This window comes from Legionella sp. 27cVA30 (assembly GCF_024160945.1).
Classification (GTDB): Bacteria; Pseudomonadota; Gammaproteobacteria; order Legionellales; family Legionellaceae; genus Legionella_A; species Legionella_A septentrionalis.
Genome location: NZ_JAMYXK010000002.1, coordinates 96,937 through 119,906, shown reverse-complemented (window position 1 = coordinate 119,906; position 22,970 = coordinate 96,937). Strand labels below are relative to the sequence as shown.

Below are 22,970 nucleotides of genomic sequence, written 5' to 3'. Positions count from 1 at the left end.
TACCTCAGGAATGCTTTTGGCTTCTTAGTTTGACTAAGCTTGCTCACCACACTCGCTATCTGGTTTCCGCATACCGTGGTGTTGGCTGTACAATGACTACTGTCTATAGTCTAATACTAGAACAAAGGAAACCATCATGCCACTTTTAAAAAGCAAAAATTCCGTTAAAGCTGTAAGGGGCTGCGCACTTAAGAATAATGCACACAATTAGTCAAGAATATTTTCTATACCTACTACAAAAAAAGCCCAGTAACCAATCATCAAGTGAGATACTGACACGCCAACCAAATTCCCTTGCCGAGCATACATAATCCCCCAAAATATACCAAATATCATTACCAGCACTCCCATGATTAAAGAAATGTGCAAGTGGGTAGCGCCAAAAATAAGATTAGAAACCAAAATAGCACTCAGCTTAGCATGCTTCCCGGTAAAAAAGTGTTGCAATGAGCCTTGGACTGCACCACGCATAATTAATTCCTGCAATGGCACCATGATAAGATAAGTAATAATTGAAGCAATTATCAATGCCGTATTGGCTCCGCGAAAACTGGCATGGTACCCCTCAAATAAGGGGATATGCAGCTGTGCAAATTCTATAAATAACCATTTGGCAAGAACAATCAATCCCATTACTGGAAAAGTCCACCCCATGCTTTCAAGCACTGCTCCCCGCCAGTATTGCAGCGTTAAACCAAAAAAAGCCAATGGATAGCCGCTTTTCATCATAAAATAAAATATTACTCCACTAAAAAACAGCATCAAAGGCACTGCCACGATGGTAGTGGATGGCAAGGTGTTGCTGTAGGTAGCAATAAACGATAGGCAATACGTATAAATGGAAAGCGCACTGAGGGTGCCAATTAAAAACCGCCCCATACTAATTCGCATTTGTGATAATTTTAATTCCGCTCTTAAGCTCTCCGCCGTCACGGCATTGGTATTCGCTAGGCGCCGGCTTAAATTTTTAGCAAGGTTTTGAATGAGCTTGGTATGCACCGATGGCTCAGTGACTTGTCTTCGCAACGGCTTAAGAAAGCGTTTAAAAGACGTTTTATTTCCCAATGTGGAGAGATTTTTAAGCTCTTGCAAAGGTAAGGCAATCACTTTAGTCGGAGTCACCGCACGAGCTGAAGCTGTGCGCTTTGCATCTTCCAATAAAGCCACTTCTCCTATAATTTCTCCACTGGCAAGCGTGGTAATACGATAAAAATCACCTTGTTCATCCTTGGCCGATTTTTTTAAGATTTCAACAACACCTGCTTCAATCAAATAAAGTTTTTCGGGGATTGCTTCATCTTCTTCAATGATAAATTCGGCAGCAGAAAACTCATATTCTTTTGCTAGAGAAGCTAAGGTTTCCAATTCTTGCTCCGTCAGACCAGAGAAAAGAAAATTGGATTTTAATTGGTTTTTAATGTGTTCAAAACGTTCAATATGCATAGAAACCCCATTACCAACGCCTGTGGCTATAAGGCTACATCCAAATTACTGCTCAGGATTTCGTTTTTTCCCTAAATCCCAAAGCTTCCAATCGCTTTTCAATACTAGGATGTGTAGAAAAAGCATTGTTTAATGACTTAATCGGATCGAGGATGGAAGGGTCAAATAAATAAGAAGCTTGCCGAACTTCTTCATGAGCAGTTCGCCCATACGCAGCAGCATACTCTTCAGCATGCTGCTCATGGTCGCGATGGATTTTTAACAAGGCACGCGCCATGGGTTCATTATCACGCATGAGTTCAACGGAACCAGCATCTGCCATGTATTCGCGCGTACGGCTTAAAAATAAAGCCAAAATCAGCGTTATGAAAGGTAGGATATAGCGCAAGAGGATAATAATGCTGAGTAAGCGGTTATCCTGGCGGCGATCGCGCTTGTACAAAGCTGCATAAAACAATATATCAATTACAATCAATAGAATATTGCTAAGAATCGCCACCATGAGGGTGAGCTTAATGTCTTTATGGCGTATATGGCTCAATTCATGGGCCATCACCGCCTGCATCTCGGCTCGGTCTAATTTTTCCATTAAACCACGAGTGATGGCGACCATGGCGGACTTCTCACTATAACCGCTTGCAAAAGCATTCATATAATCGGCCTCGATAAGATATACCTTCGGCATATATTGCAATCCGGCCGCTACCTTCATTTCTTCAACAACATTATATAATTGCCTTTCCTGCAAATTTTGCGCCGTTTCTGGCGTGATTTCCCGGTATTCAGTCCCTAATAACATGAGGCGATCGTACATCGAATAAGTGATCAAAATGGATATTACGGCAATTCCCCCTAAGAGCAAGGTAGCATAGGGCACTGCTTTGAAGGTCAATAAAGCATACAGGTATTGGCCCAAGTCTGCATTCGGATAAGCTGACGCAAGCATAAAGACATCCACCAGCAACCCGATGCAAGCATAAATAAAAATGAAGCTAAAAATAACCCAGCGGGTACGGCGCTCATTTCGTTTAAGCTGCTCTCGCCAGTTGCCAGTACTTGCATGATAATCGGATAAGCTCATGGGTACAGACCTTAAAATTTAACTGTATAATCCTCATGAGCCTGGATTTGTCCTTCAGGCAAAGCCCAATACTCAAATTGTTTATCCAATTTATCTGGAAATAACCCCACCAGCATGGCCTCAAAAAACGATTTTTTCTTGGCATAATAACGCTCAACGCCATCATTATATGCTTGTTTGGCATAAGATAATTTGTTTTCTGTATTGACAATTTCTTCCTGCAGTTGCACCACATTTTGGCTGGCTTTTAAATCAGGATACTGCTCAAACACGACGTTCAGACCGGAAGCAATGCGAGAAATCCCTTCTTCAGCAGCAATTCTTGCTTTTTCATCACCCGCTTCTTTGGCTGCCTGTGCTTGATTGCGCAAAGCGACTACATCCTTTAATGTAGTCTGTTCGTAATCCATGTATTTTTTTACAGCTTCAATCAAGGACTGAAATACTTTGAAACGGCGATCAAGCTGGATGTCAATCTGCCGCTTGTTATTATTAATTGCCTCAATTAGGCCGATTAACTTGTTATAGGTACCGATACCCCACACAAAACCCAGTACCACAATAATTAATAATACTATGAGAAAAGTTCCCATATCTAATCCTTTAAAAAGAGTGTACCTTAGTTAAGTTATAAGCATAAGTCATCGGCAAACGCAAGCAAAGGGCGCAAAAATTGGCCAGTATAAGAATGCTGGCAGGCAGCAATATCTTCAGGCGTGCCCACGGCAATAATTTTTCCTCCCTTATTGCCGCCTTCTGGACCCAAATCGATGATCCAGTCGGCCGTTTTAATGACATCAAGGTTGTGCTCGATGACGACGATCGTATTTCCCTGATCGCGTAAGCAAGTCAATACGTTTAACAATTGCTGGGTGTCATGAAAATGCAAACCGGTCGTGGGTTCATCCAGGATGTATAGGGTATTGCCAGTACCACGTTTGGATAATTCACGTGCCAGTTTTATTCGTTGCGCCTCGCCGCCTGATAAAGTCGTGGCACTCTGCCCTAAACGAATATAAGACAATCCCACGTCAATTAACGTCTGGCATTTGCGCGCTAACACGGGAATAGCGGCAAAGAATGAACACGCATCTTCTACCGTCATATCCAACACTTCGTGAATATTTTTTCCTTTATAGAGAATTTCTAATGTCTCGCGATTGTAGCGCTTACCTTTACACGCGTCACAAGTGACATAAATGTCCGGCAGAAAATGCATCTCGACTTTGATAAGCCCGTCGCCCTGGCAAGCTTCACAACGCCCCCCACGCACATTAAAACTAAACCGCCCGGGCTGATAGCCGCGCGATCGTGCCTCTGGCGTGTTGGCAAATAATTCACGGATAGGTGTAAACAATCCGGTATAGGTTGCAGGATTTGAGCGGGGAGTACGCCCTATCGGGCTTTGATCAATATCGATGACTTTATCACATAACTCCAAACCTTGAATTTCTTGAACTTTCCCGACCATTTGCATACTGGCGCGGTTTAGTTTGTTTGCCGCAAGCGGAAACAAGGTATCATTAATCAGGCTCGATTTTCCCGAGCCTGAAACGCCGGTAATGCAAGTCATTACACCTAAAGGGATGGTTACCTCAACATTTTGTAAATTGTTGCAGTTAACTCCTTTTAAGGAAATGACGCGTGCTTTATCCATTGGCAACCGCTCTTGCGGCACTGCAATGCATTTTTTTCCGGAAAGATACTGGCCGGTTAAGGAGTTGGGATTAGTCATTATGGCTTCCGGCGGGCCAAAAGCGACAATCTCTCCACCGTGCACGCCAGCGCCCGGACCAATATCCAATACATAATTGGCGGTACGTATCGCATCTTCATCATGTTCCACGACGATGACGGTATTTCCCAGATCACGTAAATGCAGCAATGTTTTCAACAAACGATCATTATCGCGCTGATGCAAACCAATTGAAGGTTCATCCAAAATATACATCACCCCGACGAGACCGGAACCAATTTGGCTGGCCAAGCGAATGCGTTGTGCCTCTCCTCCCGAAAGTGTTTCCGCACTGCGGGCCAAAGACAAATAATCCAAACCCACATTCACCAGAAAGCCAAGGCGTTCGACAATTTCTTTATTTATCTTTTTGGCAATCTCGCCGCGATAGCCCGGCAGTTGCAATGCCTTGAAAAAAGCATACGCTTCTTCAATCGAATAGGCGGCTATTTCCGGCAAATTTGTATCGGCAACGAATACATGGCGCGCAGCCTCCCGCAAACGCGTACCTTGGCAAGCTGGGCATGGGCGTGATGATAAATATTTTGACAATTCCTCACGCACCATATCCGAATCTGATTCGCGATAACGGCGCTGCATATTTGGAATGATCCCTTCAAACGCATGTTTTTTTAATAAAAAACCACCGTGCGGGCGTTGATAACGGAATTCGATGATGTCGTTGCCACTACCATATAAAACCAAATTGCGTATAGATGGCGGTAAATCACAAAAGGGTGTATTGATGTCAAAATCATAATGTTGTGCCAAGGATTCCAGTAACGTGTGGTAATAAACTGTACGTTTATCCCAGCCACGGATAGCGCCTTCTGCTAAACTTAAGCTTTCATCATGGATGATCCGCTCTGGATCGAAAAATTGATCCACCCCCAATCCATCACAGGAAGGGCAAGCTCCCATGGGATTATTAAACGAAAAAAGCCGGGGCTCGAGTTCACTCAAACTGTAGCCGCATTCTGTGCAAGCAAATTTTGAAGAAAATGTTATTTCCACAAATGCGTCATCTACAGAAGCTACCATTGCAACCCCATCCGCCAGGTTTAAAGCATTTTCAAACGATTCGCTCAAACGCTGTGCCATATCGGGACGTACTTTAAAGCGGTCAACGACCACCTCAATGGTGTGTTTTTTACGCAACTCCAATTTAGGCGGATCGTCCAATTCATAAATTTCCCCATTAATACGGGCGCGCACATACCCTTGCGCTTGCAACTGCTGCAAAAGCTGCACATGCTCCCCCTTTCGCTCGCGAACAACAGGCGCCAGAATCATGGCTTTGCTTTCGTCAGGAAGTGCTAGCACCTGATCGACCATTTGGCTTATGGTTTGTGCATGCAGGCTGACCCCGTGCGTAGGACAGCGTGGCTCCCCCACGCGTGCAAATAATAACCTTAAATAATCATAAATTTCAGTGATAGTACCCACGGTAGAGCGGGGATTATGGGAAGTGGCTTTCTGCTCGATAGAAATGGCAGGAGATAAGCCATCAATAGAGTCAACATCAGGTTTCTCCATCATCGATAAGAATTGACGAGCATAAGCAGATAGCGATTCAACATATCGGCGCTGTCCTTCCGCATACAGCGTATCAAATGCAAGCGATGATTTACCCGAACCGGAAAGCCCGGTAATCACAATTAATTGATCCCGTGGTAAATCTATATTGATATTCTTTAAATTGTGGGTTCTAGCCCCGCGTATGCTAATCATAAGGATTTAAATGCCTTGAATTAAAAAAATACAAATTATATCTTTGCTATACTGATAAAACAAATTGCCATACAAAAGATCACAGAAGGACCTGTTATGAAACAAAAAGTGGTTTCAACCCTCTTTTTAATTATTCTGACCGCAATTTTTATTTTCCCCCTGCCAAGCCATGCAAATGATGATGAAGTGATGAGTTGGGCACGACAAACTTTGGTTGAAACACTATCCATCGATGGAAAAATTGATCCAAAATTGACATCAAATTATTCCTTGAACGCTTGGAATGCCCTCAATACCTTCTTAAACAGCCTCATACGACAAACCCGTGCGCAAAATTTAACACTGCATCCGCTTTTAGATGGTCCTGGCAACCTTGTGCAATCAGGGACAGTACAACACAGCAATTTTTTTACAGGCATCCGATTCTGGCGCGTGCAACAAGCCGTAGCAATTCCTGAAGTAGACAAGAACATTATATTTACATTGCTTATTATTCGAACTACAGAAAATAAATTTGTTATTACCAGCCTAGATATGGTCTGGAACTAACGCTTAGTATAGCCTTAAATTTAATAAATGCGGGCAAAAATGCAATAAAATTGCACATATCGGTAAAACCATGTTATAAGCTAGTGAAAAAACACCAATAAAAATCATGATAAATAGCACATTAATTGATGAAGCCCTCAGCAAGTCCGATAAAAAAGAACTGGATCTTTTAGCAACACATCATTCGCCAGAAGCTTTACAAAAAATATTAACCACGAAATGGGTGTTACATAATGCCAATCTAAAAAATAGCCGCCTATACCTGGTAGGATTAATGCTTTTCTTTGGAACATACCTTAAAAAGGATATTCCCCTAGCCCTGTCTTTCTTACGGCTTGCAGCGTCTCGAATGGATCGCGCTGCCATCAATGCTTTAGGGATTATTTACAAAGAAAATCTCCATGGCGATCCACACGCACCTCATCTTAAAATTGCGAAAATATTATTGGCTGACGGTGCGGCACTTAAAGATTCGCTAGCCATCTTACACTTGATTATGATGCACCAAAAACATGGAAGTATTGCGATTACCGATGAAGATATTCAAGAATCTGTACAATATACTGGCTTTGAAATCAAAACATTTAAAAGCTACATTGCCAATCAGGAATTAACTCCGATGGAGGCAGATAGCGTCCGCGATCTGCATGATTTGACCCTGGATACTCTTGTTTATGATCCAAAATCTTCCCTTCTTTCAACTATGAAAGAAGACGCTTTTAAAGATTTGGAAATGCGCGCGCGCGAGAAGGCTGCGTCTGATTTGTTCAATTTAGGCTTAGCCTATGAGCATGGTCTAGCGCCACTAGACAAACCTGTTGAGGTTGATTTAAAGAAAAAAAACGCATGCGCCAAATACTTGGCGGCTTTTATGGCGAACCCTCATTACAGCTTAGCCAAGGAATACGCTGATCGGCTTCTTGAAGAACACAAACAATCCGCAGGGACAAGCAAGAACGCGAGTCCGATTAAATTGGCTGTGCCTGTAAAATCCAATGCCAGGCGGCATAAATATCTGGTAACGGATTCACCCGAAACATCCACTGATGATAATGCTACCGATGCAAATACAAAAGCTCAAGCCCAGGTAACGCCGCCTCTGCAACAAGTGTCTTTAAGGCAAGAACAATCGCTGGAGATATCAGAAAGCCTATCTCCACATTTCAGCGGGCCTCATCCCCTAACCCATAAGCGCAAGCGTGATTTTCCTGCCGAAGAATCCAATGCCAAAGTTTTTTTACAAACTGCCAATGAGCCACCCACGCCAGCACAACCCCCAGAGCAAGTGATCCGGACCAAATTACGTGAATTTATACCTGCCATCGAACCGCGCGACATGGATTATCAGAGTATTCAATTTTTTAAAAAAGAAAGGCAACGGCGAGACTCCCCTGCAGCAAGCAAACAATCCCCGAGGAAAAGCAATATTGAACACAACGAGGAAAAATCTTCACAAACAGAAATTGAGCAAACTTCGTTTAGTGAGGAAGCGCTTAAAAAAATAGGGCGTTGGGGAGAAGAACATGTATTCCATCTTTTACAAAAATATTATCAAACAGTATATCCTAATCACGTCTTTACTCTCACAACCCGCGGCTTTGCATTGACCGATGCCAGTAACAATAAAAATAAAATTGAAATCATTTGGTACAATAAAGACGCTGAGAGTTATAAAAGCAAGGATTTCGGAGTTGAAATTACCATAAACGGAGCCATTACCGAGAAACAGCGCCTGGAAGTTAAAACCACTACCGCTCATGCAGAGCATTATGCCACTATTTCCAATGGCGAATTTCAAAAAATAATTCGCTACCAGCAAAAAAGCAAACCTTACTCCATTTTTAGAGTATATGGGGCCGGCAATCCGCAGCATGTAAAAGTTGAAGTCATCGATAATATTCTTGAGCGAATTACTGCAGGAGAATTTCCCTTATCATTGAATATTAAGTTCTGAGCTTAACGCCAATCTAACTTACGCGAAAGATATCCACAAAATCTGTGGATATCTCTGTGTATTCCCTGCCAAAATTCTTGTATATCCATAATAGATGGATATACTTGTTTTTATTTATATTTGGAGGGGTATATGCAGCGTAGCAAGCATCTCATCCTAATTGCAGTTTTCTGCTGTTTCTTCGCTCCTTTACATGCGACCGCTTTAGGTAAGGATATAAAAGAAATCGAGCAAGAAATTAGTGATTCCGTCATCACTGCAAAAATAAAAGCCAAATTCACTAAAAACAGGAACTTAAATCCTTTAAAAATTTCCGTCTCAACTGAAAATGGCTTGGTCACTTTGCATGGCCACGTTAAGGATCAACAAGCCTTCATGGAGGCATTAAAACTGGCAAGAAACACTAAAGGTGTTAAAAACGTTGATGCAGAAGGCTTGGATATTAAAGTTGTAAATTTAGCCTTAACCGATGCTTATATTACGGCCCGGGTAGAAGCGGCCATATTTAAAGCCAAGGTTTTGGATGACGAATCCATTCCTTTAGTCGGGGTTAAAGCATCAACGACCAATGGCATAGTTACCTTATCAGGCTCTATCCAAAATGATAAAGCTATTGCAGCTATCTTAAAGCGGGTAAGCGCCATTCGCGGGGTTAGGAAAATCATTTCTCATCTGGAAATCAAGAAGGATGATGCTTAATGAAAGCCTTAACCCGATTTAGATTTTTCCTGTGGTATTTTAGCCACTATAAAGTCCCGATGATTGGGTATGTAAGGCCACGATTAGTAGAACTTGATGCAGAAAAAATAGTAGTTAAAATTCCGCTGCACCGCCGCACCCGTAATCATTTGCATTCAATGTACTTCGGAGCCTTGGCGGTGGGCGCCGACATCGCAGGAGGCTTGCATGGTTTCTATCATGCAGAACAGGAAGGGGTAAAAATTTCACTGGCATTTAAATCCTTCCAGGCAGAATTTCTGCAAAGACCTGAATCAGATGTATATTTCATCTGCGACAAAGGTAAAACCGTAAAAAACATGATTCAGCAATCTCGGAAAAACGGCTTGCGTCTGCACGAAAAACTTCCAGTCAAAGCTTATGTAAATTATCCCGCCTCCGCAACAGAAGTAGCATCCTTTATCCTGGAACTCTCCATAAAAGTTGTACAAGTAAAAAAAACCGTAATTGACAAACCCGGCATACAATTCTAATTTTAGTATTAGTAGTCACACTCATTGCTTTTCTTTTGAAAATACAACGCCCATGATTAATCTTCACATGCACACACAACCCGATGATGAGAGCTGCGGTCCCACGTGTTTGCATGCAATTTATACTTATTATGGGCTCATGATTAAGCTGGAAGATGTGGTACGCGACGTCGAACGCTCTTTATCCGGCGGGACCTTGGCGCCTATGCTTGGGAAACATGCATTAACCCATGGCTTTGAAACCACCATTTATGTGAATAATTTGGATGTATTTGATCCCACCTGGTTTGCACCGGACGGCGAATCCGAGCGCGAGGTGCTCATGGCGAAACTCGACGCGCAATTAAAGCACAAAATCGACATTGGCATTGTGCAATCCAGCACGGCTTATCAAGAATATCTGGAATTGGGCGGCAAAGTACGTTTCAGTACGTTAAGCGTTTCCCTGCTAAAAGAGTATTTCCAGCAAAAAATTCCTATTTTGACCGGGTTGAGTGCTACTTATCTTTATCGCAGTGCACGGGAAATTTATACCACTGAGGGGATAGCTTACTATGATGATATTCGGGGTACGCCTTGCGGCCATTTTGTAGTGTTGTGCGGCTATGACGATAAAAAAAGACATATTGTCGTCGCCGATCCGCACCGCGAGAATCCTCTATCGCATGATAACTACTACAAGGTAGGAAGCACCAATCTAATCAATGCCATTATGTTAGGGGTGCTGACTTATGATGCCAATTTATTAATCATACGACCGAAAAGGGATTTGCATGCAAACGATATTAGTAACTGATAATGTACAAAGTTGGGAATTTTTAAGTCATTTAGCTCCAGTGGTTCATGCTTTCGATTACTTGTCCAATGAAAATTACCATCAAAGCAAATCCATGCGCATCATCAACTTATGCCAATCTTACAATTATCAAACTATTGGGTATTATGTTTCCCTGCTTGCGCATGCACGCGATCATAAAGCCATCCCTTCCGTCTTAAGCATTCAAGATGTCCTTAATGCCAGTTTATCCAAGCAAATCTCGCAAGAAATTGATGAAGAAATCCAGCACAGCTTGCATGACATCAAAGGGAATGAATTCGTTTTAAGTTTGTATTTTGGGCAAAACATGGCCAAACGGCATGCAGTTTTAGCAAAAAAATTGCATGGATTATTTCCTTTACCGCTGCTTCGTTTTACCCTGGAGAAAAAAAAGCATTGGAGTATAAAAAAATTACAAACCCTATCGCTAGGCGATATTCCGGCACACCATGATGAATTTATGCGACAAGCCGCTGAAAGTTATTTTTCCAAAAAAAGATTTCATCAGTGGCGGAAAAAACAACGCTTCCATGACTTAGCCATCTTAATCGATGCTCAAGAACCAAATCCTCCTTCTAATAAAAAAGCATTGGATTCTTTTGTCAATGCTGGGGAAGAAATGGGGCTTAACATTGATTTTATTGATAAAAATGATAGCCGCTCAATTGCTGAATATGATGCACTGTTTATTCGTGCCACCACAGCCGTTGATCATTATACCTACCGTTTTGCCCGCCGTGCCGCCCAGGAAAATATAGTCGTGATTGATGACCCGCAATCCATTGTGAAATGTACAAATAAAGTGTATTTGGCAGAACTTTTGCAAAGCCATCAAATCCTAACTCCCGAAACATTATTCATCAGCAAATACGATACAGCGCTCCCTGATATCAAATTCCCTTGCGTGCTAAAAAAACCGGATAGTGCTTTTTCGCATGGGGTAATAAAATTAGATGATGAAAAAGATTTACAAAAATCCTTGGCACAATTTTTTAAAACATCCGATTTGATTCTCATCCAACCATTTATTCCAACTGATTTTGACTGGCGAATTGGTGTTCTCGACAACAAACCTTTATATGCTTGCCGCTATTTTATGGCTAAAAACCACTGGCAAATTTATAACTGGGATTCTAAATTCGAGCGCGAGGGGCGTTGCGAATCCGTTCCGTTATCCCAAGTTCCTGAAGCAATTATCAAGACTGCTTTGAAAGCCACACGCCTAATCGGTGACAGCCTTTATGGGGTCGACATCAAAAGCCATGGAGACAAGCATTACGTAATCGAGGTAAACGATAACCCCAACATTGATTTCGGCATAGAAGATGAAATTCTTGGCGAAACGTTGTATCAGCAAATCATGGGGATTTTCCTACAACGCATTCGCAGGAAGCATGGTTATGTCTAATTATCCGCTGTTATCTGTTCTTGGTATTGAAATTGAATATATGCTGGTTAATAAAACCACTCTCGATGTGCAACCGCAAAGCGACTTGCTTCTTAAATTGCTGGCAGGCGAGCTCACCAATGAAACCGTTTTAGGTGAAATAGCCATCAGCAATGAATTGGTGCTGCACGTTTTGGAATTTAAAAACCATGGGCCGAAACCACCCTCCCCGCACGTGCTTGCGCAGTTCCAACAAGCCATCCTGCAGATACAACCTGTGCTGGAACAACATAACCTGCAATTATTGCCCACTGGCGCACATCCTTGGATGAATCCACACCAAGAAACCAGACGCTGGCCACATGGCAATCGGGAAATTTACCAGCAGTATGACGAGATTTTTAATTGCCAAGGCCATGGATGGTCAAATTTACAAAGCATGCACGTCAATTTACCTTTTGCGAACGACGATGAATTCTGCCAATTACATAATTCCATACGCCTGCTCCTGCCACTTTTGCCTGCTTTAGCAGCCAGCACGCCTTTTCTGGAGGGGAAAAAAACAGGACTTTTAGATTCACGCTTGTTTTTTTATGGCAAAAATCAGCAGCGTATCCCATCCATAAGCGGCGATATTATTCCTGAATTCATCTGTTCTCGGGCAGAATACGAGCAAAAAATACTAAACCCCATGTATAAAGAAATAAGTCCGCTGGACCCTAAAGGCATCTTGCAACATGAATGGCTTAATTCACGGGCCGCCATTGCAAAATTTGCATACAATGCCATTGAAATTCGTATTCTTGATTCCCAGGAATGCGTCAGCGCGGATCTTGCCATCGCTTATGCCATCCATGCCATCCTCAAGGACTGGCATGAAAAATCCCCATTGCGCATCGATAAGCGTTGTGAAACTTCATGTCTTAAAGCTCTTTACGATGCAAGCATTAAGGAAGGCTTAGATGTTGAGATAACCGATTCACAGGTACTTGAGCAATGGCAATTGCCAAAACGCACTATGAAAATGCGTGAAGCCTGGTCGCAATTGCTTGAGCGGATCAGCAGCCAATTGGATGCCACCACGCAAATAACACTGGAACACATGCTGCGGCATGGCAATCTGAGCGAGCGCATCATACGCGCTTGCGGTGATGATACCAGCCGAAAAACGTTAATGCACGTATACCGCCAATTGGGCGATTGTTTATTAGAAAACCGATTATTCAGTGCTTTATGAAACCAACTATCCTCGTCATAAGCTGTGAGCATGGGGGCAATGATGTGCCCCCCCAATACGCACTATTATTCAAAGATAATGCGGAAATCCTAGCAACGCACCGAGCCTATGATGCAGGCTCACTGGCCATTGCTGAGTATTTACAACAAAAATTTTCCTGTGACTTTGTGTACACGACCATTACCCGCCTGTTAATTGATTGCAACCGTAGTTTAAATCACCCTAAATGCTTTTCAGAATTTACTAAAAAACTAAGCAGAGCTGAAAAACAAGTCTTAATTGACGCTTACTATTTACCTTACCGTCGGAAATTGGAAAGTTTAATCCAACAACATATTGCTCTAGGGCATCAAGTATTGCATTTATCCATCCACTCTTTTGTGCCCGAACTTAAAGGAGTCATCCGTAATGCTGCCATTTCCCTATTGTACGATTATCAGCGGCATGCAGAAAAAGAAGTGGCCCGCATCTGGCGAGGATTATTGCTAGAACAAACCCCTGCTTACAGAATCCGCATGAATTATCCCTATCGCGGCGACAGCGATGGCTTCACCAGCGCTTTGCGTAAACAATATTCTGAAAAAGAATACCTAGGAATTGAAGTGGAAAGCAATCAAGCCTTGATAGACCATGAATATTTATTCTCACAATTGCTCCATGTTTTGTCGGCAAGCTTAAAAGATTTGCTACAAGTTTTATGAATAATCTTTTGAAGCTCAACTATACTTTAATTGCCCGCATCAAAAGATGGAGCAGTACATGCAAAAAATAGCCAATCTGGAGAGTATCGGTGTCAAATTTACGGAATTGTTAAAGCAGGTTGGCATTGAACATCAGGAGCAATTATTAGCCCGCTGCGGTCCACGCAAAGAGCGTCAGGCATTGGCAAAACAATTAGGCATCAATGCAAAATTATTATTAAAATGGACACAACAAGCCGATTTAGCAAGGATTAGCGGCATTGGCGACGATTATGCTGAATTACTGCTGCAAGTTCGCATTGATTCCGTGCCAGCCCTGGCACAAAGCAACTCCAAGAAGCTGCTTAGCCATATGCAACAAATTAATGAGCAAAATAATTTGGTAAAAAAGCTGCCCAATGTAACACATCTAGAATCCTGGATCGAACAAGCCAAGAATTTACCCGCCTTAGTTGAACGCGATTTATTTTAATTCTCGCAGTGCAAGCGCTTGGCATTCCGGGCATATTCCATAGATATTTAAAGCATGATCCGTCATTTCAAATTGTGCTTTTTCAGCGATAAGCTTCTGCCTTTTTTCAATAATTTCATCGAAAAATTCTTCCACTCGGCCACATTTAATACAAACTAAATGGTCATGATGTTCATCTTGCCTTAACTCAAACACGGAATATCCGCCTTCGAAATTATGACGATTAATCAAACCCGCTGTTTCAAATTGTGCAAGCACCCGATAAACCGTGGCCAAGCCAACTTCTTCTCCCATTTCTTTTAACGTTTTATAGACGTCTTCAGCACTTAAATGATGTTGAGAAGAACGCTCCAAAATTTGTAAAATTTTCAAACGCGGGATGGTAATTTTAAGTCCGGCATCTTTCAATTGCTGGCTTTCTTCCACAAACACTCCTAGTCATACTACTCATGACAAAACTTATCCAAACAAGTTGGCTAACTTTAACAAAGCGCGGAAACGCTTGCAATTTATAGTCCTAGTGTCTTTCCCAATCTGCCATGGTATGATGGCGGATTTTTCTCCTAGGCAAAAAAATGCGGATTAAAACCATTCTCATCAGTGTTGCTTTTGTATTGACCCTACCCAGCTGTGCCTCTTATGATTTTTCACGACGGGCGGTGCAACAAGGAAATTTGTTGCCCCAATCTAAAATAGAACGCCTGCATGTTGGCATGAGCAAAGAAGACGTTGCCATCTTGATGGGCACAAGTTTAATCAGCCCATTATTCACGCAAGACCGCTGGGATTATGCGTATACTTGGCGGCGGGGCAACGGCCCAATGCAACAGCGCAACCTTGTTTTATATTTCAGACATGGACAATTAGTGCGTATACAGCATAACCCCTAATTAAATCCGTGCACGATAGTCTCTGCTATTCTGTACCACAGAGACTATCGTTTTGGTTAACTGGGCTTTTAGCATTTATCATTCTGAAAAGTTTCTCAGCAATTGCATCGTAATATTGCTCACTGCCATGTATCCAGTCTTGGACTTCGGCATTTACAGCATAGTAAGAATTATCAAATCCGATGGAAAAAATATATTTTCTGGCATTTAAAACCTGACAACCCATAGAGGTAAAAAGACTTTCTGTCATTTCATCGTATAATTCCCAAAAATTTAAAATGCCAGATAGTGCTTCGTTTATTGCCTGAGTAGGAGGGTCCGTTAAAACAATGACCTTAAACTTACATTTTTCACGCAATCGCCTAATCACTTCTATATTTTTAAGATTTTTTGATTTATACCAAGCTTCAAATTGAGACGGAGTTAAATGTTGAACATTTTTCTTATCGAGAAATTTCCTGAATGCTAAAACATTTTTATGAGACTGCATGCCTATATTTGTGATGACAATTTTTTCTTCATTCCCACTAATCGTCTTAAGAAATGGGATAATTTCCTCCCAAACAGGAGAAATTACCATGGGCGCAAAAACCTTATCATCATCGAGTTCAATTTCATTGGAAGCCCAACGCTTACCAGCCATCACCATACCACCTATATGTTCTATTTTTAATTTGTCAAAGCTCCTCGAGAGCTTTTCCATATGACTATCACCAAGCAAACAAATTTTGCTATTTACACACTTAATATCTTTTCTTTGCCATGCCTCCAGTAGGACGTCTTCGCAAATTACGTCTTGTTGGTCGACTAATTCTTCTAACCTATCTGCAAATTTTCTCTCATGACTGGGAGTAATACCTTTTTCAAAGTGCCGCATTACAAAATCAACGCCTTCCTGAGTCACCGTCCTTAAGTTGGAATCAAAATATTTGCCTCTTAACGGAAATGAAGCTATCAATTCATAGGATGGAAAGTAATCGACATTATTTTTGCAGTTAGAAAGATACCCGGCCACACTTCTCAATACCGATTTTGAATACATAGTCGCGGCAAGAACATGCTGATTTGAAGCAGTGGCTGTTAAAGGGACTGGCGAGACAGTGAGTAAAAAATTTAAGTGCGGGTTAATATTATTGAGCGTATCGATTACCCAAAGCAAATCTTCCAATACCTCCATGTAAGAATAATTTACAAAAATATGTTTTTGCTTATCAAAAACGCCCTTAATGGTTCCAGGGCAGACAGGATAAACAGCTCCTGCCGTACTAACCCACGCTTCTGTTAATCCAAGAGTAAAAATAAAAACATCAGCCTTTGCAATCGCGCCAATCATATTCACAAATGTTTGTATGCGAGCTTCTTGTAACTCTTCTTTACTTGAGAATCCATGTGTGGGAATAAGAGGCCGGAAAGGATCGTAATAAACTCCATTCTCATGATAGTATTCCGTTATTATTGGCATGGAATTTGTAGCTTGGGCGAGCCATTGCTTTAACAGAGATACTGTATATATATTCCCGGTCCTGAAAGAAAATACCCCATAACCGTTGTTTTTTAATTCCTCGGGACTAACATCCTGAGGACCTGGTTCAGAATCTAACCACACATACCCATTTTTTATAAGCCACCTGCTAATATGCTGGGCGAAGCACGAACCTACGGTAAGGAATGTAGAATCTTTACTCACAGGAAACTTAGGCTGCCATATCTTAAATATCTCACCCGTTGCCAGAGAATCAACCACTCCAGTACGCCAAAATTTTGTCTCGTCAAGATCTTGATATGGGTTCATCAGTTAACTTCCTGTTAATTATTAATTAGTATGTGATAAAGCTATCTATTATAGGAATAGTTGCTGCTTCAGTAATTAAGGGAGAGCAGGGAATTGATTATGTTTAAATAAAAGAATTAATAGTAATTTATGCATTTAAAATTTACTATAAAAATTAGGTAGAGCGTGGATACACTAATAACAAGGAGTTTTAATTGGATAATGTTAGCACCTTGCGACCTTTAGTTCACAAAACATACACTTGTATGCATCGTTATCGAGAACTATTCCTGTTTTTACAGCAAATACACAAAGCTTTTGATTTAAATTTTCGTCATATTCTCTCTTTTGGTTGCTCAAGTGGCGAAGAATGCCTCACTTTGAAAGAGCTTTTTCCAAACGCAAAAATTTTTGGCACAGATATTTTATCTGAGATGGTAGGCAAAGCCACCGAGTTTTGTGCTCTTGAGGCGAATATTAACATTTTACCCTACGAGACGTTTTGGCAAGATAATGACCAATATGACTTAGTTTGCTGTATGTCTGTATTGCTAGAATTGCAGTATCAATTTATGAAAAAACCTCATTGGCATACCTTGGTGGAAAACGAAGACCCGCAAAAAAAATTATTAGCATACGAACTCGTAATTAAAAATCTCAAGCTCAAATTCCCATTTTCAGAATTTGAAAATATAGTGACCTTATTAGATACTCGCGTACGTCCTGGTGGAATTTTGGTGCTTCATAATACCAATTATCGTTTTTTGGAAACAAAAGTTGGCGCTAATTATGACCCTATTATCTTACCGGGAAAAAATTATGAAACCATCCCGAAATGGCATGCAAATGATGAGCCGGTATTTCATGACTATACTGAAGTGATTTTCCGCAAGGCTCGCTAAATTATTTTACAGTTGGCTAGCAATTGCCCATGCCCACTCTATGCGCAATTTTTGCAAAATAGGGGTCTATAAATTCTTTATAGGTCTTATCTAAAAAGTTAAATAAAGATTTATAGCCCTCGAAATTTTCTTCAATTTGTCTTGCAAGGAAATTTTTAACACAATCTAATATCGAATAATCAGCTGCAAAGCTATCAAATAAAAATGCAGGAAAACAACCATGGCTAGTACCTGCCGTACGGGCAAAACCAAATCCCCTTGCATCTTCTACTAATAATATGGAAGCCTTACGTTTTCGCAAAAAAGCTATGTGGCCGTGTAACCGATAACCTATATGAAGATCCATGGGATTATATTGGTCTAGGTTGTCCACGTTACCCGACAAACGAAGAGTTGAGTAACCAATTTTTTCCGCCTCTTCTGCAATAAAATTCATCATTGGATTGGGTTTACTGTGCATAGAAACAAATAAGTCCGCCTGCGGAAAAATTTGCCTAATAAGGTGTAACAAACGTAACGATTGCTCCTGATATTTGGGATGATGCTGCAGAGTCATCACGATGGAGCGTATTGGACTAGGGGGAATGAATGGTTTATGTAAATATTCTTCATCAAAAAGGGCAAGGTCACCACTATAAACAGCTGGGACATTGAAACGATTTAACATGTTTACAATCAGCTGATCGCGGCAAGGCAAAGGACCGAATTTAGCCGTCAAAAAATTTAATACCTCAAGGGTTTTTTTATCGTATTCCACTGTTGTAAACGCGGTTGGAGAGACATTTTGAAAAGAACATCCTATTGGAAAAAACGCCGGCATGTTTTCAAGGTTATTGTATAAACGATATAAATCAGGGTAAGTGCTTGGGGAAATAGAAAATCCAGGGGCGATAATATTTTTGATTTGCCCCTGATCATAATTTTCCAGCGATGCTTCACGAAATAATGTCAAGGGCGCAAACTGCGGATTACGCGCCTTGATTAAACGCATTGCCGAATGAGCGATAAGAGCATCACCTACATTACGCGATTTATGCGCTGGATAAGTTGTGAGCAATATATCCGTATAAGCCATATTATCCTCCTGTATTGCCAGGCTCTTAACTTCGCCCCAGTGTTCTTAAGGTAAAACACTTGTAAATTTCAGCAACGACAATAATTTGCACCTACATTTTGCGGCGTGCTCGTTGCCGTCTTTTTTCTTTAGGATCAACCAACAGTGGCCGGTAGATTTCAATCCGGTCCCCGGTTTTTAGCACCGTATCGGGCGATATCGGTTTGGAAAAAATTCCAATTGGCAAAGAGGCAACTTCAGGATATTTTTCCTGCAAACCCGTTCTATGAATTGCCTCTTTGGCGGTGGTGCCGGTTGGCACCTGCAAATGCAGGTGTACAGGCTCGCCATTAAGAGGAATGTATACCAATTCAACCGTTTCCATATAAAACCTGGGCACGGTTACAGAAAGCGTCTACCATTTTGTCAGTAATTTGCTCAAAAATAGGGCCCAATAACATGGAAAGCATACGGCCGGCAAAATCAAACTCCAGGTCAAATGAAACGTGGCAGCCTTCCGGAACCTCGTCAAAACGCCAAAATCCCTCCAAGTGGCTAAAGGGCCCATCCACTAAACGAATTTCAATCATTTTATTTGCTTGCAGACGGTTGCGAGTTGTAAATGATTTACTCATGCCCGCCGCCGCAATCACCAGAGTCGCTTGTACCTCGTCTGCATCACGATGGTGAACCAAGGTCTTGGAAAAATAAGGTAGAAATTCAGCATAACGCTCTACATCATTCACTAAATCATACATTTGTTCGCATGAATAAGACACTACCCGGGATTTCTTTACTATGGTCATCGGGCTCCTCCACTTACTACTGGCAATTGTTGATTAAACCAATGGGATAAATCTTGTATTTCCTGCATTGAAATCGAATGTTCAAGCGGATATTCGCGGTAAGTAATATTGGCAAATCCTTGCGCTTGCAGCCAATTCATACTGGCTTTCGTCCACACAGGTAAAACGATTTGATCGTAAATGCCGGCCGCCATAAAAACAGGTATGTTTTTATGCATTTGCTGCACCTGCAATACATTGGGTAAAAAACTTGACAGCGCGATGATTCCTCCCAAAGGGGTTGAGCTGCGCAATCCGGCAAATAAAGCCATGGCCCCCCCTTGGGAAAACCCTGCTAAGAAAATTTGCTCGTGAGTTAACCCTTGCCCAATTTGGTTTGCAATGATTTCTTGGATCATGCGTTCGGAATCGAATATTCCTGCTGGCTCACCAAATTCATTAAAATCCAAATTGGCAATGTCAAACCAGGCGCGCATGGGAAAATTATTATTCATCGTGACCGGCCGTACCGCGGCATTCACACATATATGCCGTACAGGAATATTTATCGATAATTGCTCGGTCAATCCCGCCATATCTTGTGCATCAGCACCCAACCCATGCATCCAAATTACACAAGCTTTGGGATTTGCCTGCTCTTTTATGTATGCGTCCAACCATCTCTCCGACAAAAGCTCAAATTATCGCTAATAGATGCTCGCATAGCAAGGCAATAACCATGCAGCCATAGGCATTTCTCGATATACAGGTAAGGCATTGGGAGCTATTTGAATTATGGTATATACTTCTTGCTCAATGATGCATAAAGTTTCGAAACTCTAATCCCTGCTGTGACGCCAGAGAGCGAAGATGAAAAAAAACAAGCCCGTCTTATTTCTAAGTGTATTATTGTTTATTTTTTTGACTGCATGTGGACAAAAAGGCCCATTGTATTTGCCTGACTCCCAAACTAACCATGAAGCTAAACAGCAATGACTTTATATTTTACAAAAATGCATGGACTGGGGAATGACTTCATCGTGATTGACGCCATCCGCCAGTCCGTTAACCTGACCCGAGCACGCATCGCCATGCTTAGCAAGCGAGATACTGGTATCGGATTTGATCAATGTTTGTTGATTGAAGCGAGTCGCGCTGCAGATTGCGATTTTTTTTACCGTATATTCAATGCAGACGGGCAAGAAGTGGGGCAATGTGGAAATGGGGCTCGCTGTCTGGCACGCTTTGTTCATTATTATCAACTGACTGATAAAAAAGCCATTACAGTTGCTACCAAAACTACCCGTATGCAACTTCATATTAATCCCGATGATACGGTCACAGTAAACATGGGAAAGCCGCAGTTACTTCCTGAAAAAATCCCTTTAAACAGGATGGCCCTGCAACCAGTTTATTCTCTCCCTCTGGATAATGAAAGCACATGTGAATTTCATGCAATCAATGTTGGCAATCCACATGCTGTGCTTATAACCGACCACATTGCCGAAGCACCGGTAACTGATTTGGGGCGATTTATTTGTGAACATCCCTTGTTTCCTGAACAAACCAATGTCGGCTTCATGCAAATCCAAAACGCGGAATCGATCGCATTGCGGGTTTATGAACGCGGGTGCGGGGAGACGCGTGCTTGCGGTAGCGGTGCAGTAGCTGCCGCCGCTGTGGGCCGGCTCTACCATGGTTTGGGTGAAACCGTCAAAGTGGACCTACCTGGAGGCAGTCTGCTTGTCTTTTGGCCTGATGTGCAAAAAGACATCTTTTTGACTGGCCCGGCCGCATTCGTTTATGAAGGTAAGATATTATGCTGACATTAGGAAAGGAATGCTCATGCGTATCGTGATCTTAGGCGCCGGACAAGTGGGAGGCACCCTGGCTTACAATCTGGTACATGAAGATAATGATATTACCTTGGTGGATATCAATGGCGAGCGCTTGCGCGATTTACAGCACCGCCTCGACATAAAAACAGTACAAGGCAGTGCTTCGCATCCCAACGTATTAATTGAGGCCGGTATCGAACAAGCCGACATGTTGATTGCTGTCACCGACAGTGATGAAATTAATATGATGGGCTGCCAAATTGCCTACAGTTTATTCCGCACCCCAAATAAAATCGCCCGCATCCGCTCACACCAATATTATCAATACCCGGAAATTTTTCACAATGATCACATCCCGGTGGATGCTTGCATTAGCCCTGAGCAATTGGTTACCGAGCACATAGTAAATTTAATTGAATATCCAGGTGCCTCGCAGGTCATTGATTTTTCCGAAGGACGCGTCTTACTGGTCACCATTAAAACACAAGCAGAAAGTATGATGGTTGGCAAAACCATAGGCGAACTGGATCAATATCTAAGCGCCATAGAAGCGGGCGTGGTGGGAATATTTCGCAATAACGCCGCAATTCCTATAGAAACGGACTGTATGATAATGAAAGGAGACGATGTCTTATTTGTCGCATCGCCCCAGGCCATTCAACAAACCTTGATTGCTTTTGGCCGTTACATACACCCTAATCGCAGAATTATTATTGCCGGAGGCGGCCATATAGGCACAAAACTCGCTCAGACATTGGAGACGCGCTATCGTATTAAAATCATCGAACACAATGCTGAACGGGCAAATTTCCTGGCTTCACATTTGCATAAATCCACCATTTTGCAAGGAGACATCGCCGATCGGGATTTATTGGTTAATGAAAATATTGAATTTACCGATGTGTTTTGCGCGGTTACTAATGATGATGAAGCAAATATCATGTCTTGTCTGCAGGCCAAAAGGTTGGGAACACGCCACGCAATGGCTTTGGTAAACCGGAATGCTTATGTTGATTTGATTGACGACAGCACGATTGACCATGCCATATCGCCGCAACTCATTACTATCGGCAGCATTCTTACCAAGCTGCGGCGCGGTAATATGATTAAAGTCCACCGCCTGCATGATGAGGCGGAAGCCATTGAGCTGGTCGTGCACGGCGATAAGCAGACTTCGCAAGTCATTGGCCGCCGGCTTGATGAAATTGCATTGCCGCCTACCTGCATCCTGGCCGCGATCGTACGTGAGGAAAAAGTGTACATTGCCAGCAAAGAATTGGTGCTCGAAACAGGGGATCATGTTATTTTGCTGCTATTAAAAAAACGTTATGTCCGCCATGTAGAAGCACTTTTTCAGGTAAATTTAAGCTTTGTCAGCTAACACTGGGTTTAGCTGCAGCAACAAAAGTTTA

At 42.0% G+C, this 22,970-nt stretch carries 24 protein-coding genes; 14 read left to right on the top strand and 10 right to left on the bottom strand.

All coding sequences use genetic code 11. From position 1 onward, the window contains the following. Positions 1–207: 207 nt before the first annotated feature. From NKV53_RS05825 to uvrA, 4 genes are read right to left on the bottom strand one after another with little or no spacing between them, the layout of a single operon-like run. Positions 208–1,443, bottom strand: a complete 1,236-nt coding sequence (locus NKV53_RS05825; RefSeq protein WP_253350853.1) for a cyclic nucleotide-binding domain-containing protein — start codon at positions 1,441–1,443, stop codon at positions 208–210. A gap of 52 nt (positions 1,444–1,495) precedes the next feature. Next, positions 1,496–2,524 carry a zinc metalloprotease HtpX gene (gene htpX, locus NKV53_RS05820; RefSeq protein ID WP_253350852.1) on the bottom strand — a complete coding sequence of 343 codons (1,029 nt, stop codon included), beginning with the start codon at positions 2,522–2,524 and terminating at the stop codon, positions 1,496–1,498. 11 nt (positions 2,525–2,535) lie between these two features. Continuing rightward, positions 2,536–3,117, bottom strand: a complete 582-nt coding sequence (locus tag NKV53_RS05815) for a LemA family protein (protein ID WP_126954249.1) — start codon at positions 3,115–3,117, stop codon at positions 2,536–2,538. 35 nt (positions 3,118–3,152) lie between these two features. Beyond that, a complete protein-coding gene (gene uvrA, locus NKV53_RS05810; RefSeq protein ID WP_371923204.1) occupies positions 3,153–5,996 on the bottom strand; it encodes an excinuclease ABC subunit UvrA in 2,844 nt (947 codons plus the stop codon). A 90-nt stretch (positions 5,997–6,086) separates the two neighbouring features. Between uvrA and NKV53_RS05805 the strand changes: the two genes are divergently transcribed. From NKV53_RS05805 to NKV53_RS05765, 9 genes are all read left to right on the top strand, one after another. Then, positions 6,087–6,539 (top strand): hypothetical protein, encoded by a 453-nt coding sequence (locus NKV53_RS05805; protein WP_126954251.1) that lies wholly within the window; start codon positions 6,087–6,089, stop codon positions 6,537–6,539. A 106-nt stretch (positions 6,540–6,645) separates the two neighbouring features. After that, complete coding sequence (locus tag NKV53_RS05800) at positions 6,646–8,493, top strand: SEL1-like repeat protein (protein WP_127032656.1); 1,848 nt, start codon at positions 6,646–6,648, stop codon at positions 8,491–8,493. Positions 8,494–8,625: 132 nt separating this feature from the next. Continuing rightward, on the top strand, positions 8,626–9,192 hold the full coding sequence (locus NKV53_RS05795) for a BON domain-containing protein (RefSeq protein WP_126954253.1): 567 nt from the start codon (positions 8,626–8,628) through the stop codon (positions 9,190–9,192). After that, positions 9,192–9,704, top strand: a complete 513-nt coding sequence (locus tag NKV53_RS05790; RefSeq protein ID WP_126954254.1) for a DUF4442 domain-containing protein — start codon at positions 9,192–9,194, stop codon at positions 9,702–9,704. The genes NKV53_RS05795 and NKV53_RS05790 overlap by 1 nt, the downstream gene beginning before the upstream one ends. A 52-nt stretch (positions 9,705–9,756) precedes the next feature. Then, entirely contained in the window at positions 9,757–10,500 is a 744-nt protein-coding gene (locus tag NKV53_RS05785; protein ID WP_126954255.1) for a C39 family peptidase, read from the top strand. Next, positions 10,478–11,929: a RimK family protein gene (locus NKV53_RS05780; RefSeq protein ID WP_126954256.1), complete on the top strand. Its 1,452-nt coding sequence runs from the start codon at positions 10,478–10,480 to the stop codon at positions 11,927–11,929. Before NKV53_RS05785 ends, NKV53_RS05780 begins: the two co-directional genes overlap by 23 nt. Continuing rightward, positions 11,922–13,145, top strand: a complete 1,224-nt coding sequence (locus NKV53_RS05775) for a glutamate-cysteine ligase family protein (protein WP_253350850.1) — start codon at positions 11,922–11,924, stop codon at positions 13,143–13,145. The genes NKV53_RS05780 and NKV53_RS05775 overlap by 8 nt, the downstream gene beginning before the upstream one ends. Beyond that, complete coding sequence (locus NKV53_RS05770) at positions 13,142–13,846, top strand: N-formylglutamate amidohydrolase (RefSeq protein ID WP_126954258.1); 705 nt, start codon at positions 13,142–13,144, stop codon at positions 13,844–13,846. Before NKV53_RS05775 ends, NKV53_RS05770 begins: the two co-directional genes overlap by 4 nt. 58 nt (positions 13,847–13,904) lie before the next feature. Next, positions 13,905–14,318: a DUF4332 domain-containing protein gene (locus NKV53_RS05765; RefSeq protein ID WP_253350849.1), complete on the top strand. Its 414-nt coding sequence runs from the start codon at positions 13,905–13,907 to the stop codon at positions 14,316–14,318. On the opposite strand, the gene fur is transcribed toward NKV53_RS05765, so the two are convergent. Then, positions 14,310–14,744 (bottom strand): ferric iron uptake transcriptional regulator, encoded by a 435-nt coding sequence (gene fur, locus NKV53_RS05760; protein WP_127111300.1) that lies wholly within the window; start codon positions 14,742–14,744, stop codon positions 14,310–14,312. The two genes, NKV53_RS05765 and fur, sit on opposite strands and share 9 nt — an antisense overlap. A gap of 149 nt (positions 14,745–14,893) precedes the next feature. Between fur and NKV53_RS05755 the strand changes: the two genes are divergently transcribed. Further along, positions 14,894–15,208: an outer membrane protein assembly factor BamE gene (locus NKV53_RS05755; RefSeq protein ID WP_126954261.1), complete on the top strand. Its 315-nt coding sequence runs from the start codon at positions 14,894–14,896 to the stop codon at positions 15,206–15,208. 25 nt (positions 15,209–15,233) lie between these two features. Here the strand turns inward: NKV53_RS05755 and NKV53_RS05750 are convergent, their stop codons facing one another. Continuing rightward, the gene (locus NKV53_RS05750) at positions 15,234–17,000 is read right to left on the bottom strand and encodes a GSCFA domain-containing protein (RefSeq protein WP_253350848.1); all 1,767 of its coding nucleotides are present in this window, start codon (positions 16,998–17,000) and stop codon (positions 15,234–15,236) included. A 194-nt stretch (positions 17,001–17,194) separates the two neighbouring features. Between NKV53_RS05750 and NKV53_RS05745 the strand changes: the two genes are divergently transcribed. Beyond that, complete coding sequence (locus tag NKV53_RS05745) at positions 17,195–17,881, top strand: class I SAM-dependent methyltransferase (RefSeq protein ID WP_253350846.1); 687 nt, start codon at positions 17,195–17,197, stop codon at positions 17,879–17,881. A gap of 16 nt (positions 17,882–17,897) precedes the next feature. Here the strand turns inward: NKV53_RS05745 and NKV53_RS05740 are convergent, their stop codons facing one another. The 4 genes from NKV53_RS05740 to NKV53_RS05725 all read right to left on the bottom strand — a co-directional run bounded on the left by NKV53_RS05740 (position 17,898) and on the right by NKV53_RS05725 (position 20,397). Then, the gene (locus NKV53_RS05740) at positions 17,898–18,956 is read right to left on the bottom strand and encodes a polysaccharide pyruvyl transferase family protein (protein ID WP_253350845.1); all 1,059 of its coding nucleotides are present in this window, start codon (positions 18,954–18,956) and stop codon (positions 17,898–17,900) included. A 91-nt stretch (positions 18,957–19,047) separates the two neighbouring features. Continuing rightward, a complete protein-coding gene (locus NKV53_RS05735) occupies positions 19,048–19,320 on the bottom strand; it encodes an RnfH family protein (RefSeq protein WP_253350843.1) in 273 nt (90 codons plus the stop codon). Then, a complete protein-coding gene (locus NKV53_RS05730) occupies positions 19,307–19,741 on the bottom strand; it encodes a type II toxin-antitoxin system RatA family toxin (RefSeq protein WP_126954263.1) in 435 nt (144 codons plus the stop codon). The genes NKV53_RS05735 and NKV53_RS05730 overlap by 14 nt, the downstream gene beginning before the upstream one ends. After that, positions 19,738–20,397 (bottom strand): alpha/beta hydrolase, encoded by a 660-nt coding sequence (locus NKV53_RS05725; RefSeq protein WP_126954264.1) that lies wholly within the window; start codon positions 20,395–20,397, stop codon positions 19,738–19,740. The genes NKV53_RS05730 and NKV53_RS05725 overlap by 4 nt, the downstream gene beginning before the upstream one ends. A 193-nt stretch (positions 20,398–20,590) precedes the next feature. Here NKV53_RS05725 and NKV53_RS05720 point away from each other — a divergent pair, with 193 nt between their 5' ends. The 3 genes from NKV53_RS05720 to trkA are packed head-to-tail and all read left to right on the top strand — an operon-like array spanning position 20,591 to position 22,939. Beyond that, positions 20,591–20,716 carry a lipoprotein gene (locus tag NKV53_RS05720; protein WP_126954265.1) on the top strand — a complete coding sequence of 42 codons (126 nt, stop codon included), beginning with the start codon at positions 20,591–20,593 and terminating at the stop codon, positions 20,714–20,716. Continuing rightward, positions 20,713–21,546: a diaminopimelate epimerase gene (gene dapF, locus NKV53_RS05715; RefSeq protein WP_126954266.1), complete on the top strand. Its 834-nt coding sequence runs from the start codon at positions 20,713–20,715 to the stop codon at positions 21,544–21,546. Before NKV53_RS05720 ends, dapF begins: the two co-directional genes overlap by 4 nt. Positions 21,547–21,565: 19 nt before the next feature. Then, positions 21,566–22,939: a Trk system potassium transporter TrkA gene (gene trkA / locus NKV53_RS05710; protein WP_126954267.1), complete on the top strand. Its 1,374-nt coding sequence runs from the start codon at positions 21,566–21,568 to the stop codon at positions 22,937–22,939. Positions 22,940–22,970: the final 31 nt, after the last annotated feature.